The sequence below is a fragment of the Rhodobacter sp. JA431 genome (genome assembly GCF_900217725.1).
GTDB lineage: Bacteria > Pseudomonadota > Alphaproteobacteria > Rhodobacterales > Rhodobacteraceae > Rhodobacter > Rhodobacter aestuarii.
In genome coordinates this window covers 20,024-32,835 of the sequence record NZ_OBMP01000007.1, presented here as the reverse complement: position 1 = coordinate 32,835, position 12,812 = coordinate 20,024, and the positions used below count along the sequence as shown (strand labels likewise).

Sequence of the window (12,812 nt, the reverse complement as noted above, 5' to 3'; positions counted from 1 at the left end):
TGAGAACAAATGGGCAACACGAAAGGAGAGACACATGCGCCACGCCCTGAACGCCTTCGCCGACCGTAAAACCACCGAGATCGTGCAAGATACTTTGGGTGCGCTGTCACTGTGCATCACCTTTGGCGCGGTGCTGTTTCTGCCCGGGCTGTTCTAAGCTTTTGTAAGTTTGCCTCTTCGGTCGGATGTTTCGGCCAACCGTTCACTGCCTCGCGCTTTTGCCGCCGACTGTCCCAAGCTTCGCGGCTGCCTGTCCCAAGGTTTTACCCAAAAGCGCATACCTGCGCCGCCATCCCTGATGGCGGCGTTTTTTTTGTTTGGGTTCGGTGCGTTAGGGCAGGGTGCTTACATCCGATAGGCCAGCCGCAGCCCGCCCCAATGTTTGCCATTCACAAAGATCGGCGCAGAAAGGTCTTTCATCAGCACAAATTCTCCGCCGCCCATGTCGCGACGGTAGATTTGCAGCAAGAACGGCGCGGTGGATTGCCCGGCGCGCAGGCCAACACGGTCGTTGAAAATCCGCCGGTTCCGGCAATTGGCCGCGTTCCAGACCGGGTCCACGCTTTGCGGTTGCGAGAATTTCAGGTTGTGGGTCGGCAGATAGCCGTTGCGATCCACCGCCGCGCAGAACACGACATCCTGCGACAGGCTGAGCATCCGTTCCTGAACCTCGGGCAAAACAGAATCCGTAAAACTGGTGAAAGGTGCCATAACCTGCGCCGGATCGGTGCCGGGAATGGCCGTGTAGCGGCTGTCAAACAAAGACGAGGCGGCGATCTGCCCGCGTTGGATCGCCGATTCGAAGATTTGGCCAATCTCTGCCGCCGCGCCTTGCGCCGCACGAATAAAGGCATCGTCGGTGGTGGCGCCGCCCAGTTCCACCGCTTCTTGCACGATGGTTTCCCCCGCAAGAATCAGCGCCTGCGTTTTTTGCGCGGCCTGATGCACCTCGGCGGAGGTGCTGGTCATGCCATCCGCCATATCGCGAAAGGCGGGGGCAAAGCGGCCATTGGCGGCGTTCACCTCGCCCGCGCGGGCGGTGATTTCACTCACCGCTTCGCGGGTTTGTTTGAGCCCTTCGACCATCCGGCCAAGCGCGGTATCTGTGCCCGCAGCACCTGTCAGCACCGCATTGGCATCTTGCGAGATTGCGCCTGCTTCATCATGGAGCGCCCCAACGGAGCTGCTTAACCCACCAACGGCGGTGCCAATCCCATCGGCAGCAGCAGCCGTTTTGCGCGAAAGTTCGTTGATCGCCTCGGCCACAACGGCAAAGCCCTTGCCGGAATCGCCTGCCCGCGCCGCCTCGATTTTTGCGTTGATCGCCAAGATGTTGACCTGTTTTGCAACAGATTTAATCTCGGCGTTTTCCGATTGCACCTTGATCAGCGTGGTGTTGATTTCTTCCATCCGCGCAATCGCGGCGCGCACCCAAGCGGCAATGGTTTGCGCATGCGCCCCGGTTTCGCGCAATTGCGCCACCGTGCCCTCGACCAGATCCAGCGTCACATCGGCCGAGCGGCTGACGCGGTCTGCGCCATCCAGCACGCGGGTATTGGCATCTTGCACCGTTTCGGCGGCGGAGCGCGCGGTCTGCAAGAGGCTCATCTGCGCGTCAATATGCTGTTCTAAAGCATCCAGCGCGCCTGCCACCTCGGCCACATCGCGGCCAAGCAAGACAGCATCTGCCGCAATGCGGTTGATCCGCGCCGCTGTTTGGGCGTCGTCGGTTCGGGGATTTAGGCTCTGTGTCATTGAAGGCTCGCGCAAGGTCTCGCCACAATCGCATGGGGGCCTTGCACAAGTGTTAAGGCCGTTTAGCCAGCCCCGCGCAGGGCTTTTAACGTGGCATCCGGGGCGAGCAAAATCGAGGCGTGGCGGTTGGGATAATCGCGCGCGGCTTGCAAAACCTCATAGTCCGCAAAAGGCGCAGCGGGCACCGGGCCGCCTTGCAGCATTGCGGCCAAAGCATCGCGCAGGGCCTGCACCTCCGCCTCGGTGCAGCCAATCACTTGGGCGGCAAAAATCGAAGCCGAGGCTTGGCCGAGCGCGCAGGCATGCACCCTTTGGCTAAAGGCGGTGATTTTGCCATCCTCCTGCCGCAGCGCCACCGCGATGTTGGAACCGCACAGCGGCGCGCGCGCGGTCGCCTCATGGCTGGGCGCATCAATCGGATCGGTGAGCGGAATATCGGCAGCCAAGGCCAGCACTCGGTCAGCATAGAGTTTAAAAAGATCGCTCTCGCTCATCGCGGCCCCCGGGCTTTTCCTTGACGTCTCAGAGCGGTAGATAGAGCGCAACCGAGTGGGAGGAAAGCATGGGTTTCGACACAGCCAGCCTGAAATACGACGCGAACGGGCTGATCCCGGCGATTGCGCAAGATCACGCGACGGGCGAGGTGCTGATGATGGCGTGGATGAATGCCGAAAGCCTTGCGCGCACGCTGGCGAGCGGTCAGGTGACCTATTGGAGCCGCTCGCGGCAAAGCTTTTGGGCCAAGGGCGAAAGCTCGGGCCATGTGCAAAAGCTGGTCGAATTGCGCGTCGATTGTGACCGGGATTGCCTTTTGATGCTGGTCGACCAGATCGGCCCCGCCTGCCACACCAACCGCCGCTCGTGCTTTTACACGGCGGTGCGAGAGGGCGAAGAGGTTGAGATCATGGACCCGATGTAAGATTGACCAAGGCTGGGGGCGCTGCCCCCAGACCCCCGGGATATTTAAGCCAAGTCGAAGGATAAGCGCTTCGATGGTTTAAAGACCCACGAGGCGACGGATATCGGCGGGGGATGCGCCTTCCGCGCGGTATTTGGAAAGCGCGCGGGCGTCATCGCGTTTGGCCAAACGCTTGCCAGCCTCATCGCGGATCAGCCCGTGGTGGTGGTAGATCGGCACCGGCAGGCCAAGCAACTTTTGCAGCGTGACATGGATCTGGGTTGCCTCAAACAGATCTTCGCCGCGGGTCACATGAGTGATGCCTTGGGCAGCATCATCGAGCACCACGGCAAGGTGGTAAGAGGTGCCCATCTCGCGCCGCGCCAGCACCACATCGCCCACAGTGTTCGTCATCTGCGCGGGGGTGATGGGATGCGTGCCGCGATGCGCGGGGCCGGTTTCTTCAAAAGAACAAGTACATGCCGCCAAATCCATGCGCAGACGCAGCGCGGCCTTGGGCAAGGGCTCACCGGGTTTGGGCGCGCCTTTTAGCCTGCATGTACCGGGATAGATGATCCCATCGGGGCCAAGCGGCGCGCCTTCTTGCGGGGCGGTAACGGCGGCCTCAATATCGCGCCTTGTGCAATTGCAGGCGTAAAGAAGGCCGTCCGCCCAAAGCTTTTCAAGCGTGGCGCGATAGGCGGGCAGGCGGTCGGATTGGCGCATCACCTCGCCGTCCCAGCTGATCCCAAGCCAGTGCAGATCCTCATAAATCTGCGCTTCCCATTCGGGTTTGGACCGCGCCCGGTCAATATCTTCGATCCGCAGCAAAAACGCACCACCCGCCGCCCGCGCCATGTCATGCGCCACAAGCGCAGCATAGGCATGGCCCAGATGCAGCGGACCGGTGGGCGAGGGCGCGAAGCGGGTGATCATGCCTGCGCGGCAAGCCACGCCGTGAATTGCTCCTTAGCGCGGTCGGTATAGCCCTTGTAGCGGTCTTTGCGGCCTTTGCGGCCCCCGCGCGCGGCATCAAGCGGCGGGAAGAGGCCAAAGTTCACATTCATCGGCTGGAAGGTCTTTGCCTCGGCCCCGCCCGTGATGTGGTTCACAAGTGCGCCCATCGCCGTTTCATAGCTGGGCGGCGGCAGGGTTTGGCCTTTGATCTCGGCGGCGGCCATCCGGCCCGCCAAAAGCCCCATCGCCGCGCTTTCGACATAGCCTTCAACGCCCGTCACTTGGCCCGCAAAGCGCAGGTTCGGGCGTTGGCGCAACCGCATCTGGTCATCGAGCAGCGTTGGCGAATTGAGGAAGGTGTTGCGGTGAATGCCCCCAAGTCGCGCGAACGATGCGTTTTGCAATCCGGGGATCATTTTAAAAACAGTGGTTTGCGCGCCATACTTCATCTTTGTTTGGAAGCCGACGATGTTGTAAAGCGTGCCCAAAGCATTGTCGCGGCGCAGTTGCACCACCGCATAGGATTTGGTGGCCGGGTCATGCGGATTGGTCAGCCCCACCGGCTTCATCGGCCCGTGGCGCAGCGTTTCGCGCCCGCGTTCCGCCATCACCTCAATCGGCAAGCAACCATCAAAATAGCCCGCCGTCTCGCCCTCATGAAACTCGGTCTTCTCGGCGGCCAAAAGCGCGTCGATGAAGGCCTCATATTCCTCCCGGTTCATCGGGCAGTTGATATAGGCCTTTTGCTCTTCCTCGGTTTCGCCCTTGTCGTAGCGGCTTTGCCGCCAGGCAATGTCCATATCAATCGTTTCGGCATGAACGATCGGTGCGATGGCATCGAAAAAGGCGAGGCTTTCCGCGCCCGTTACCGTGCGGATGCTTTCGGCCAAATTGCCCGAGGTCAGCGGCCCGGTCGCCACAATCCAATGCCCGTCTTGGGGCAGCTCGATCACTTCTTCTTCGGAAAAGGAAATCAGCGGATGCGCGCGCAAAGCAGCGGTGACCGCGCCCGAAAATGCGTCGCGATCCACCGCCAAAGCCCCACCTGCGGGCAGGGCGTGACGATCCGCCGTTTGCATGATCAGCCCGCCCGCGGCGCGCATTTCCCAATGCAAAAGCCCCACGGCATTGCGCTCATCATCATCTGAGCGGAAGGAGTTGGAGCAAACCATCTCCGCGCAATCGCCCGAGCGATGCGCAAAGGTTCCCACTTTCGGGCGCATCTCATGCAGCACCACGGGCACGCCCGCCTGAGCCGCTTGCCACGCCGCCTCTGAGCCCGCAAGGCCCGCACCGATGATATGAAGTGTCTGTGTCATGGCGCCGATTTAGGGCGCCGCGCCCCAAAAGGAAAGCCCGCTCAGATCAGCGCGACACGTTCGCGGCGTTCCGGGTCCGGGAAGGGGCGGTAAACGCCCACCGTGTAAGAGGCGATCATGCCGTGCATCAGTTCGTAATGGCGCATCTCGGTTTCATCGAGGCCCGCAACCGCCTGAAAGGCCCGCTCAAGCGCGGCAAGGTCTTCGACCTCGATCTCCAGCAAAAACGCTTCATGCATCGTGCTGGCGAGCCCCAGCTTGCGCCGCATCAGACGCCAGCCACCAATCAGGTTGAGCGCCTTCAGCTCCCCCATCCATTGTTCGACCGAAGCGGCAAAGGCGAGGGCCTTCGCGTCACTCTTGAGTTCGATCATGCAGTGGTAAAGGTTCATGCTGTCCTCCCGTAGGTAACAGCACGAAAGCACAAAGGCTTTGAGAAAGCCTTAATTGCAAAGAAAATGGGCAGGGGCCGTGGCCCCCGCCCGAAAAGCTTACGCCCGCTTTTAAGCCTCGGTTTCGGGCGTTTGCGGGGCTTCCGGCGCAGCGCTGGTGGCCTCGGCGGTTTCTGCCGCTTCCACAGCCTCATCCTCGCCGGTGTCAGCCACACGCGCGACCGAAACGACCTCTTCATCCTTGCCGGTGTTGAAGACCTTCACCCCACCGGCCGAACGCGAGCGGAAAGAAATCCCCGCCACCGGGCAACGGATGGATTGCCCGGTCGAGGTGGCGAGCATGATCTGGTCGCTCGGTTCCACCGGGAACGACGCCACAAGCGGGCCGCCGCGCATGGATTTCTCAAACGCCGTGACACCTTGGCCGCCACGCCCGCGCACCGGGTAGCTGTGGCTCGATGAGATTTTGCCCAAGCCTTTGGCGGTGATGGTCAAAATAAGGTTCTGCGCTTCGAGCATCTCGGCATAGCGCGCATCGGGCAGGGTGCCTTCGGCTTCAACCGTGTCTTCATCGGTTTCGACCTCGGTCTCTTCCTCGCCCTCGCTGCCAAGCTCAGCACGGAAGCGTTTGACAAAGGCTTCGCGCTCCCACGGCTCGGCTTCAAAGTGGCGAATGACCGACATCGAAACGACCTTATCGCCCGAGGCCAAACGCACGCCGCGCACCCCAGTGGAAGACCGGCCCTTGAACACGCGCACTTCGGTGACCGGGAAGCGGATCGCCCGCCCGCCCGCCATCACCAGCATGATGTCGTCGTCCTCGGTGCACATGCGGGTATCGACCAGCGTCACACCTTCGGGCAGTTCCATCGCGCGTTTGCCGTTGCGCATCACCTTGGCGAAATCGCTCAGCGCGTTGCGGCGCACATCGCCTTCAGAGGTGGCGAAGAAGACTTGGTAATTGTCCCATTCTTCTTCCGGCGCATCGACCGGCATCAGCGAGGCGATCGAAACACCCTGCGGGATCGGCAAGATGTTGATGATCGCCTTGCCCTTGGAGGTCCGGCCTGCCAGCGGCAAGCGCCAGCATTTGAGCGAATAGACCATGCCATCGGTGGTGAAGAACAAAAGCTGGGTATGGGTGTTGGCCACAAACAGCGTGGTCACCACGTCATCTTCTTTGGTGGCCATCGACGACAGACCCTTGCCGCCGCGGCGCTGCGCGCGGAATTCGGCCAAAGGCGTGCGTTTGATGTAGCCGCCGGAGGTGATGGTCACCACCATATCTTCGCGTTCGATCAGGTCTTCATCGTCCAGATCGCCCGCCCAATCCACAATCTCGGTGCGGCGTGGCACGGCGAATTGCGCTTTCACCTCGCGCAGCTCTTCCGAGATGATGCTCATGATCCGCTCGCGCGACGCTAAGATGGCCAGATATTCGCGGATTTTTCCGGCGAGTTCGGCGAGTTCGTCTGTGACCTCTTGCACGCCCATCGCGGTGAGCCGTTGCAGACGCAGATCCAAGATCGCGCGGGCCTGAATTTCCGACAGGTTATAGGTGCCGTCGTCATTCACAGGATGCAGCGGATCGTCGATCAGCTTGAGGTATTCCAAAATATCATGCGCGGGCCAGCGCCGTGTCATCAGCTTTTCGCGCGCCTCTGCCGGGTCTTTCGAGGCGCGGATCGTGGCGACAACCTCATCGACGTTCGAAACCGCAACGGCCAGACCGCACAGAATGTGGCTGCGTTCACGCGCTTTGCGCAGCTCGTAAGCCGTGCGTCGCGCCACAACTTCTTCGCGGAAGCTGATGAAATGCGTGAGGAAATCGCGCAGCGTGAGTTGCTCAGGCCGGCCACCGTTCAGCGCCAGCATGTTGCAACCAAACGAGGTTTGCAACTGCGTGAAACGGTAAAGCTGGTTCAGCACCACATCGGGGGTGGCGTCACGCTTGAGCTCAATCACCACCCGCACGCCAACGCGGTCGCTCTCGTCCGCGATGCCCGAAATCCCCTCAAGCCGCTTTTCGCGCACAAGGTCAGCGATCTTCTCGATCATCGCGGCCTTGTTCACCTGATAGGGGATTTCATCCACGACAATGGCGTAGCGATCCTTGCGGATTTCCTCGACGCGCGTTTTCGCGCGGATGATTACCGAGCCGCGCCCCTCGAGGTAGGCTTTGCGGGCGCCACCGCGCCCCATGATCTGCGCGCCAGTCGGGAAGTCGGGGCCGGGGACGATGTCCATCAGCGCCTCGGTGGACATATCGGGGGTGTCGATCAGCGCCAGCGTGGCATCCACCACTTCGCCCAAATTGTGCGGCGGGATGTTGGTGGCCATGCCAACGGCAATCCCCCCCGCGCCATTGACGAGCATGTTCGGAAACCGCGCGGGCAGCACCGTCGGTTCGCGGTCTTTGCCGTCATAGTTGTCTTGGAAATCGACCGTGTCTTTTTCGATATCGCTCAGCAAGAAGGCGGAGGGTTTGTCCATCCGCACCTCGGTGTAGCGCATGGCCGCAGCGCTATCGCCATCCATCGAGCCGAAGTTGCCCTGCCCATCCAAGAGCGGCAGGCTCATCGAGAAGTCCTGCGCCATCCGCACAAGCGCGTCATAAATCGCCGCGTCACCATGCGGGTGGTATTTCCCCATCACATCGCCAACGGGGCGGGCCGATTTGCGATAGGGCTTGTCATGCGTGTTGCCGGTTTCATGCATCGCATAAAGGATGCGCCGGTGCACAGGCTTGAGCCCATCGCGCAGATCGGGGATCGCACGCGACACGATCACGCTCATCGCGTAATCGAGATAGGCGGTCTTCATCTCCTCGGCGATGGAGACCACGGGGCCCGAATGGCTGGGCCGTTCCGGGGTTTCGCCAAGGGTATCCGAGCTGTCGGGAGTATCGGTCACGCGGGTCTTCTTCTTCTAGATTTTGTTGTGCTGCTTTATAACTCATCCCAAGGCTGGGGTGCAATCGGCAAGCGCGCGGCAGGCAAGACTTGCCGCCGTTTTCTGTGGAAATCCGCGCGAAATACGCCCTTAGCGGGCCTTGCGCGCGCTGAGAAAGGCCATCAGCCACAGCCCGGCAAAGGCGAGCGAGAAGAGCGCATTGAAGTTTGGCATCGTCACGCCAAACAGATCCCAAACGATCTCATCGCAGCGCACCACCGGGGCTTGCTGGATTTGCGCCAAAAGATCCGCCGCCGACAGCGCATCAATTGGGTTCGAGGTGCAGCTGTCCGGCCCCGCAAAGATCTTGCGCTCCACGCCGGAGTGATAGAGGCCAAAGCTTGTTGAGACGAGCATGATCGCCATGCCAAGCAGGTTCAGCACCCGTGGCAACCGCAGTGCCAAAAGCGCCGCCCCCAAGATTGCCGCCGCCAGATGCGGCCAGCGCTGCAAGATGCACAATTCGCACGGCGCATAGCCAATCGCTTGGAATACCAGCGCTCCCGCCAAAATTCCGGTCGAGCCAAGGGTGGCCAAAGCAACCAGCACACGCGGAGAAAGGGCAGGGGGCATCACAGGAACCTCAGCGCATAGAAGCCGCCAATCAGCAGCACAACGAAAGCGGTGAACAACAGGCCAAGCCAGCGTTCGATGAAGGCGCGGATCGGTGCGCCAAATTTCCACAACAATGCGGCAAGCACGAAGAACCGCAATGCCCGCGCCAGAACCGACACGCCAGCGAAAAGCCACAGATCAAGATGCGTGGCGCCTGAAAAGATCGTGATGACCTTGTAAGGGAAGGGCGTCACCCCCGCGATCAGCACGGCCCAGCCGCCCATCTCGTTGAACCGCGTGGCGAGCTCATCGAATTTGTCGGCCTTGCCGTAAAATTCCAGAATCGGCTGGCCGATGGCATCCATAAAACCGTAGCCGATCAGATAGCCCAGCATCCCCCCCGCGACCGAAGCCGCCGTGGCGACCAGCGCAATCCGCCATGCATGGTGCCGCGCGGCCAAAACCATAGGGATGATCAGCACATCGGGCGGGATCGGAAAGACCGAGCTTTCCACAAAGGCCACCACGGCCAGAACCCAATAGGCATACCGGCCCTCGGCCTGTCGCATCGTCCAGTCATAAAGCTTACGGATCATCACGGCCCCCCGGTTTTTTGTTGTCTCGCCCGATGCGAGGAGCACGTCAAGTCACAGCCGCGTCGGGTTTCTGTGCATTGCCTCTTGCAAGCGCCGCCACAGCCCGCTAAATGCGTATCGCTGGCCCGAGTGGTGGAATGGTAGACGCAGGGGATTCAAAATCCTCCGCCGAGAGGCGTGCGAGTTCGAGTCTCGCCTCGGGCACCAGCTTGAAACTAAACGATAAAATGGCCTCGGTCGAATCGTTCTTTCAAGCGGGTTTTTCCAATTCCCAACCCGAGTTCCCACGTTCATGTTTCGGACTTGTTCCGTTCCACGAGCGTAATTGCGGCCTTTGAGAGCCGTTTTCTGCTGGCGCGTGCGCGGTAATAAGCGATCATTTCCGGCGTCTGGTTCGTAATCGATTGGATCTGCGCATCGGTGCAGCCCGCCTCTGCCAATCGAATGATGGCCAGCTTGCGCAGCCCGTGCAGTGTGAAAGGCCGCGCCTTCTCGCCCAGCGATGCGCGCCATGCGCGGAAGGCTTTTTCCACAGCGGAATAGCCGAGCGGTTCGGTGAGATTCTTGGCGAGGATGTGGGCGCCGCGCTTAGGCTGGCTGGCGAGGAAGGCGCGCAGGCTCGGCGGGCTGTAGACCTCGATCCGCGTATCGGTCTTTTCGTCGAGCACATCCATCCATTCGCCGTGAAAATCATCGTGACGCATGTTAATGGCGGCGTTGGGGCGTTGCCCGGTTCCAAGGATCAATTCCGCTACTGCGCGCACGTTCGCAGGCGCGGTGTCGAGCTTGCTGATCATCCAATCCGGCCAAGGCTCGAATTCGCGCTGCTTGCCGTAAAGCTCAATTCCTTCGGCGACGTTTTCCACTTTCCAATCAAGTGTCTGTCGGGCGAAGTTAAGAAGAAGGCTGATGATTTGCACCATCCAATCCGCACGGCGCGGGGTGTCCACATATTTGGCATGGATCGCGCGCACCTGGGCGCGGGTGAGGCTGCGCACCGGCTTGTCGGCGTTCTTCTCGGCGATCTCGTTGAGGATGCGGTCATAGGCGCGCTTGGTTGATGTGGCGAGCCGGGTGAACTTTGGATGTGTGCGATAGGCGCGGATCAGATCCGCCCAGGTGTCTTTCTCTGGCTTCTTCAACGCGGGGCTCGTGCCCGAACGGATCGCCCAATAGGCCCGGTCAAATTCGGCAGAATCAATGTCCGACGGGAGGGGGATGAACTTCTCGCGGCGCTTGCCATCTTGAAGCCAAGTCATGCGGTAATAGGCGCGCGTCTTGCCGCCGACCGTCTTGATTTGCACGTAAGGTTTCTGGGAGCGTTTCAAAGCTCAAATTCCTCGGTTGGCTTTGGCTTGGTGCCCTGCACGATGGCATTGATCTCTTCGATCGACCATCGCTCAAACGTGCCGATTCTAAGTGGGGCCGGAAGCGCGCCCACCTCAACAAGATCCCGAAACTCGGCCGGCTTCATGTCCAGCAGCTTCGCCGCGGTGCGGTCTGTGGCATAAAGGATTCGCAGATCATGCCTGCCCATGGGTGGCCTCCCCTCAGATCAGGTTGAACGCCAGCGCCACGCCAACGCAGATGATCGCGCTTGAGGCGTAGAGGATCGGCAGGATCGTGGCGGCAATGTCGATGCCGAGGCCGTTGGTTTCCTCTTCCTCGGCGGCTTCGGCGAAGTGGAAGATGAAGGCGAGCCCGAGGGCGCCAAGCGTGACAAGGGCAATGCCAATGGCTGCGTCCAGCATCACACCATCCCTAACGCAGCTTTATAGATGTCCATGATCGCCTCTTCTTCGGCGACGTCGTTCTTGTCGCGTTTGCGCAAGGCGATGATCTTCTTCATCACCTTGGTGTCGTAGCCGCGCGCTTTGGCCTCGGCCATCACGTCTTTCTGCTGCTCGGTGATGTCTTTCTTCTCGGCGTCCAGATGTTCGTATTGTTCGATGAACTGGCGCAGTTCCTCGGCGGCGACGTTGTAGACGCGATCGCGCACATCTTTGTCAGCCTGGGTTTCCTTCATCGGCATTTGATCAAGCATTGGGGTGACCTTTGAAAAAGACCCGGACGCGGTATTGATGCCGCATCCGGGCCAGTGAGCGTGCCCGGGTTTCAGTGGCACTCAGGAAAGAGGGGCGCGGCGGCATTGGCCGGTGCGCAGAATTTCGGATCGAGCATCGTGCGCAGTTCCAGCGCGGTGCGCAGGGCGGCGTTGGCCAGCACCAGTGTTACGATGGTCAGTGCGATGAAGGCCGGAACCGACAGTGGGCGTTGATGCGGCGCGGTGAGCCCGTCGCGTAAGTGCAGAAATCGGGGAGCATCGCGCCGCATCTTCGCCTCCAGTGAGTGATGGTTTTCGTTTGCGCATGTTCGCGCCTAAATATGATTTGCACACAGCAAACAATTCGGCAAGAAAAAAGTTAGCACAAAGCAAACACACCTTGGGGCTGTGATTCGCCAGGTGCTATTCGGGTATTGCTTTTGCGGGCTCCGAAATCGGAGCGCTCCGTAAGATGTCAGTGGTGTGAAAGCGTGGGTAATGGGTCGCTGATCTCACGTTGGTAGATCGGCGATTCCGGGCGATATATGGGTGCGGCATCCTGAACTTGGCGGTTCAGTGATCGCTTAACCGCAAGATTTGGCGGCTTGCGTTGTGCGGATGTTCTCGTAAAGTTCCCGTCATTGCTTTGGGGGATACCGTGAAAGAACAGTTCAAGAATGGGTTTGCCGGCCTTGATGCGGCGGGGAAGGTTCTGATGCTGTTGAGGCTTCTTGCGCTAAGATATAATGAAGATAACGCAAAGCTTCCTTTCGGCCGTCTTCAGACAAACCCTCGAATATCCGAAGAGCCTGAGCCGACAACTCCTCCGCAATTAGAGCGGACATCGAGCAACCAAGGGCGTCGGCGATAAGCTGGAGTGTCGCCTGGCTGGCGTGCCTCTTGCCGGTTTCGACCTGCGACAAGAACCCCTTAGACAGCCCCGTGATGTCGGCCAGCTGCTCAAGCGTCAATTCGCGGTCGTTCCGAAGCTTTTTCATCGCGGTGCTCATGTTTGCATGATGCCACCTCGGCGCGGCTTTGACTAATTGCCGAGAGCAAACATCGGGCTTGAATAAAAGTTTGCGATATGCAAACTCAAGGCATGTGCAAGCTTTCGGAACATCTCAAGCAGGCTGGTTTGCCTCAATCTGCATTCGCAGAAGCGATCGGTGTGTCGCGCGGTCACATGAGTGCCCTCATTAGTGGTGCGAGGCTCCCCTCGCTGGAATTGGCTGTTCGCATTGAGCGGCTGACCGGCGGAGCTGTGCCTGCGTCTTCGTGGGTTCCGCTTGCTAACGCCGACCCGACTCCGGGTTTCAGGATCGAGGGGGCTGCATGATGGGC

At 60.3% G+C, this 12,812-nt stretch carries 17 protein-coding genes and 1 tRNA gene; 4 read left to right on the top strand and 14 right to left on the bottom strand.

The genetic code is table 11. The annotated features are described in order from the left end of the window. Positions 1 to 34: 34 nt before the first annotated feature. Positions 35 to 157, top strand: a complete 123-nt coding sequence (locus CRO18_RS19170) for a hypothetical protein (RefSeq protein ID WP_258223571.1) — start codon at positions 35 to 37, stop codon at positions 155 to 157. 188 nt (positions 158 to 345) lie between these two features. On the opposite strand, the gene CRO18_RS13955 is transcribed toward CRO18_RS19170, so the two are convergent. After that, entirely contained in the window at positions 346 to 1,755 is a 1,410-nt protein-coding gene (locus tag CRO18_RS13955; RefSeq protein ID WP_097082596.1) for a methyl-accepting chemotaxis protein, read from the bottom strand. Between the two features lie 62 nt (positions 1,756 to 1,817). Then, entirely contained in the window at positions 1,818 to 2,249 is a 432-nt protein-coding gene (locus CRO18_RS13950) for an iron-sulfur cluster assembly scaffold protein (RefSeq protein WP_097082595.1), read from the bottom strand. Positions 2,250 to 2,317: 68 nt separating this feature from the next. On the opposite strand from CRO18_RS13950, the gene hisI reads away from it, so the two are divergent. Continuing rightward, the gene (gene hisI / locus CRO18_RS13945; RefSeq protein ID WP_097082594.1) at positions 2,318 to 2,674 is read left to right on the top strand and encodes a phosphoribosyl-AMP cyclohydrolase; all 357 of its coding nucleotides are present in this window, start codon (positions 2,318 to 2,320) and stop codon (positions 2,672 to 2,674) included. Positions 2,675 to 2,752: 78 nt separating this feature from the next. Here hisI and gluQRS read toward each other — a convergent pair whose 3' ends face one another. The 6 genes from gluQRS to CRO18_RS13915 all read right to left on the bottom strand — a co-directional run bounded on the left by gluQRS (position 2,753) and on the right by CRO18_RS13915 (position 9,424). After that, positions 2,753 to 3,589: a tRNA glutamyl-Q(34) synthetase GluQRS gene (gluQRS, locus tag CRO18_RS13940; RefSeq protein WP_097082593.1), complete on the bottom strand. Its 837-nt coding sequence runs from the start codon at positions 3,587 to 3,589 to the stop codon at positions 2,753 to 2,755. Next, positions 3,586 to 4,929 (bottom strand): methylenetetrahydrofolate--tRNA-(uracil(54)-C(5))-methyltransferase (FADH(2)-oxidizing) TrmFO, encoded by a 1,344-nt coding sequence (gene trmFO / locus CRO18_RS13935; RefSeq protein ID WP_097082592.1) that lies wholly within the window; start codon positions 4,927 to 4,929, stop codon positions 3,586 to 3,588. The genes gluQRS and trmFO overlap by 4 nt, the downstream gene beginning before the upstream one ends. Before the next feature lie 41 nt (positions 4,930 to 4,970). Further along, positions 4,971 to 5,321, bottom strand: coding sequence for a DUF6614 family protein (locus tag CRO18_RS13930; protein WP_076484669.1), 351 nt, complete (start codon positions 5,319 to 5,321; stop codon positions 4,971 to 4,973). 111 nt (positions 5,322 to 5,432) lie between these two features. After that, on the bottom strand, positions 5,433 to 8,144 hold the full coding sequence (gyrA, locus tag CRO18_RS13925) for a DNA gyrase subunit A (protein WP_097082690.1): 2,712 nt from the start codon (positions 8,142 to 8,144) through the stop codon (positions 5,433 to 5,435). 219 nt (positions 8,145 to 8,363) lie between these two features. Next, positions 8,364 to 8,846, bottom strand: a complete 483-nt coding sequence (locus tag CRO18_RS13920) for a disulfide bond formation protein B (RefSeq protein ID WP_097082591.1) — start codon at positions 8,844 to 8,846, stop codon at positions 8,364 to 8,366. Continuing rightward, positions 8,846 to 9,424, bottom strand: coding sequence for a YqaA family protein (locus tag CRO18_RS13915; protein WP_076484671.1), 579 nt, complete (start codon positions 9,422 to 9,424; stop codon positions 8,846 to 8,848). Before CRO18_RS13915 ends, CRO18_RS13920 begins: the two co-directional genes overlap by 1 nt. Before the next feature lie 123 nt (positions 9,425 to 9,547). Between CRO18_RS13915 and CRO18_RS13910 the strand changes: the two genes are divergently transcribed. Next, positions 9,548 to 9,631: transfer RNA gene (locus CRO18_RS13910), tRNA-Leu, on the top strand. An 83-nt stretch (positions 9,632 to 9,714) separates the two neighbouring features. Here CRO18_RS13910 and CRO18_RS13905 read toward each other — a convergent pair. The 6 genes from CRO18_RS13905 to CRO18_RS13880 form a co-directional block, all read right to left on the bottom strand. After that, the gene (locus CRO18_RS13905; RefSeq protein WP_097082590.1) at positions 9,715 to 10,752 is read right to left on the bottom strand and encodes a tyrosine-type recombinase/integrase; all 1,038 of its coding nucleotides are present in this window, start codon (positions 10,750 to 10,752) and stop codon (positions 9,715 to 9,717) included. Beyond that, entirely contained in the window at positions 10,749 to 10,961 is a 213-nt protein-coding gene (locus CRO18_RS13900) for a hypothetical protein (RefSeq protein ID WP_097082589.1), read from the bottom strand. Before CRO18_RS13900 ends, CRO18_RS13905 begins: the two co-directional genes overlap by 4 nt. Before the next feature lie 13 nt (positions 10,962 to 10,974). Beyond that, on the bottom strand, positions 10,975 to 11,175 hold the full coding sequence (locus CRO18_RS13895) for a hypothetical protein (RefSeq protein ID WP_097082588.1): 201 nt from the start codon (positions 11,173 to 11,175) through the stop codon (positions 10,975 to 10,977). Next, positions 11,175 to 11,456 (bottom strand): DUF2312 domain-containing protein, encoded by a 282-nt coding sequence (locus CRO18_RS13890; RefSeq protein ID WP_249276071.1) that lies wholly within the window; start codon positions 11,454 to 11,456, stop codon positions 11,175 to 11,177. Before CRO18_RS13890 ends, CRO18_RS13895 begins: the two co-directional genes overlap by 1 nt. Positions 11,457 to 11,539: 83 nt before the next feature. Beyond that, a complete protein-coding gene (locus CRO18_RS13885; protein ID WP_097082586.1) occupies positions 11,540 to 11,758 on the bottom strand; it encodes a hypothetical protein in 219 nt (72 codons plus the stop codon). A gap of 381 nt (positions 11,759 to 12,139) precedes the next feature. Next, positions 12,140 to 12,478: a helix-turn-helix domain-containing protein gene (locus CRO18_RS13880; protein ID WP_097082585.1), complete on the bottom strand. Its 339-nt coding sequence runs from the start codon at positions 12,476 to 12,478 to the stop codon at positions 12,140 to 12,142. A 77-nt stretch (positions 12,479 to 12,555) separates the two neighbouring features. Between CRO18_RS13880 and CRO18_RS19240 the strand changes: the two genes are divergently transcribed. Next, complete coding sequence (locus CRO18_RS19240) at positions 12,556 to 12,807, top strand: helix-turn-helix transcriptional regulator (RefSeq protein ID WP_097082584.1); 252 nt, start codon at positions 12,556 to 12,558, stop codon at positions 12,805 to 12,807. Positions 12,808 to 12,812: the final 5 nt, after the last annotated feature.

What these genes read in the sequence shown, in the direction of transcription:
- gyrA (WP_097082690.1), bottom strand. Translation starts at nt 8,144, where the DNA reads ATGAAGACCGCCTATCTCGATTACGCGATGAGCGTGATCGTGTCGCGT.
- gluQRS (WP_097082593.1), bottom strand. Translation starts at nt 3,589, where the DNA reads ATGATCACCCGCTTCGCGCCCTCGCCCACCGGTCCGCTGCATCTGGGC.
- CRO18_RS19170 (WP_258223571.1), top strand. Translation starts at nt 35, where the DNA reads ATGCGCCACGCCCTGAACGCCTTCGCCGACCGTAAAACCACCGAGATC.
- CRO18_RS13885 (WP_097082586.1), bottom strand. Translation starts at nt 11,758, where the DNA reads ATGCGGCGCGATGCTCCCCGATTTCTGCACTTACGCGACGGGCTCACC.
- CRO18_RS19240 (WP_097082584.1), top strand. Translation starts at nt 12,556, where the DNA reads ATGCAAACTCAAGGCATGTGCAAGCTTTCGGAACATCTCAAGCAGGCT.
- CRO18_RS13890 (WP_249276071.1), bottom strand. Translation starts at nt 11,456, where the DNA reads ATGCCGATGAAGGAAACCCAGGCTGACAAAGATGTGCGCGATCGCGTC.
- CRO18_RS13900 (WP_097082589.1), bottom strand. Translation starts at nt 10,961, where the DNA reads ATGGGCAGGCATGATCTGCGAATCCTTTATGCCACAGACCGCACCGCG.
- CRO18_RS13880 (WP_097082585.1), bottom strand. Translation starts at nt 12,478, where the DNA reads ATGAGCACCGCGATGAAAAAGCTTCGGAACGACCGCGAATTGACGCTT.
- CRO18_RS13920 (WP_097082591.1), bottom strand. Translation starts at nt 8,846, where the DNA reads ATGCCCCCTGCCCTTTCTCCGCGTGTGCTGGTTGCTTTGGCCACCCTT.
- hisI (WP_097082594.1), top strand. Translation starts at nt 2,318, where the DNA reads ATGGGTTTCGACACAGCCAGCCTGAAATACGACGCGAACGGGCTGATC.
- CRO18_RS13895 (WP_097082588.1), bottom strand. Translation starts at nt 11,175, where the DNA reads ATGCTGGACGCAGCCATTGGCATTGCCCTTGTCACGCTTGGCGCCCTC.
- CRO18_RS13915 (WP_076484671.1), bottom strand. Translation starts at nt 9,424, where the DNA reads ATGATCCGTAAGCTTTATGACTGGACGATGCGACAGGCCGAGGGCCGG.
- CRO18_RS13950 (WP_097082595.1), bottom strand. Translation starts at nt 2,249, where the DNA reads ATGAGCGAGAGCGATCTTTTTAAACTCTATGCTGACCGAGTGCTGGCC.
- CRO18_RS13930 (WP_076484669.1), bottom strand. Translation starts at nt 5,321, where the DNA reads ATGAACCTTTACCACTGCATGATCGAACTCAAGAGTGACGCGAAGGCC.
- CRO18_RS13955 (WP_097082596.1), bottom strand. Translation starts at nt 1,755, where the DNA reads ATGACACAGAGCCTAAATCCCCGAACCGACGACGCCCAAACAGCGGCG.
- trmFO (WP_097082592.1), bottom strand. Translation starts at nt 4,929, where the DNA reads ATGACACAGACACTTCATATCATCGGTGCGGGCCTTGCGGGCTCAGAG.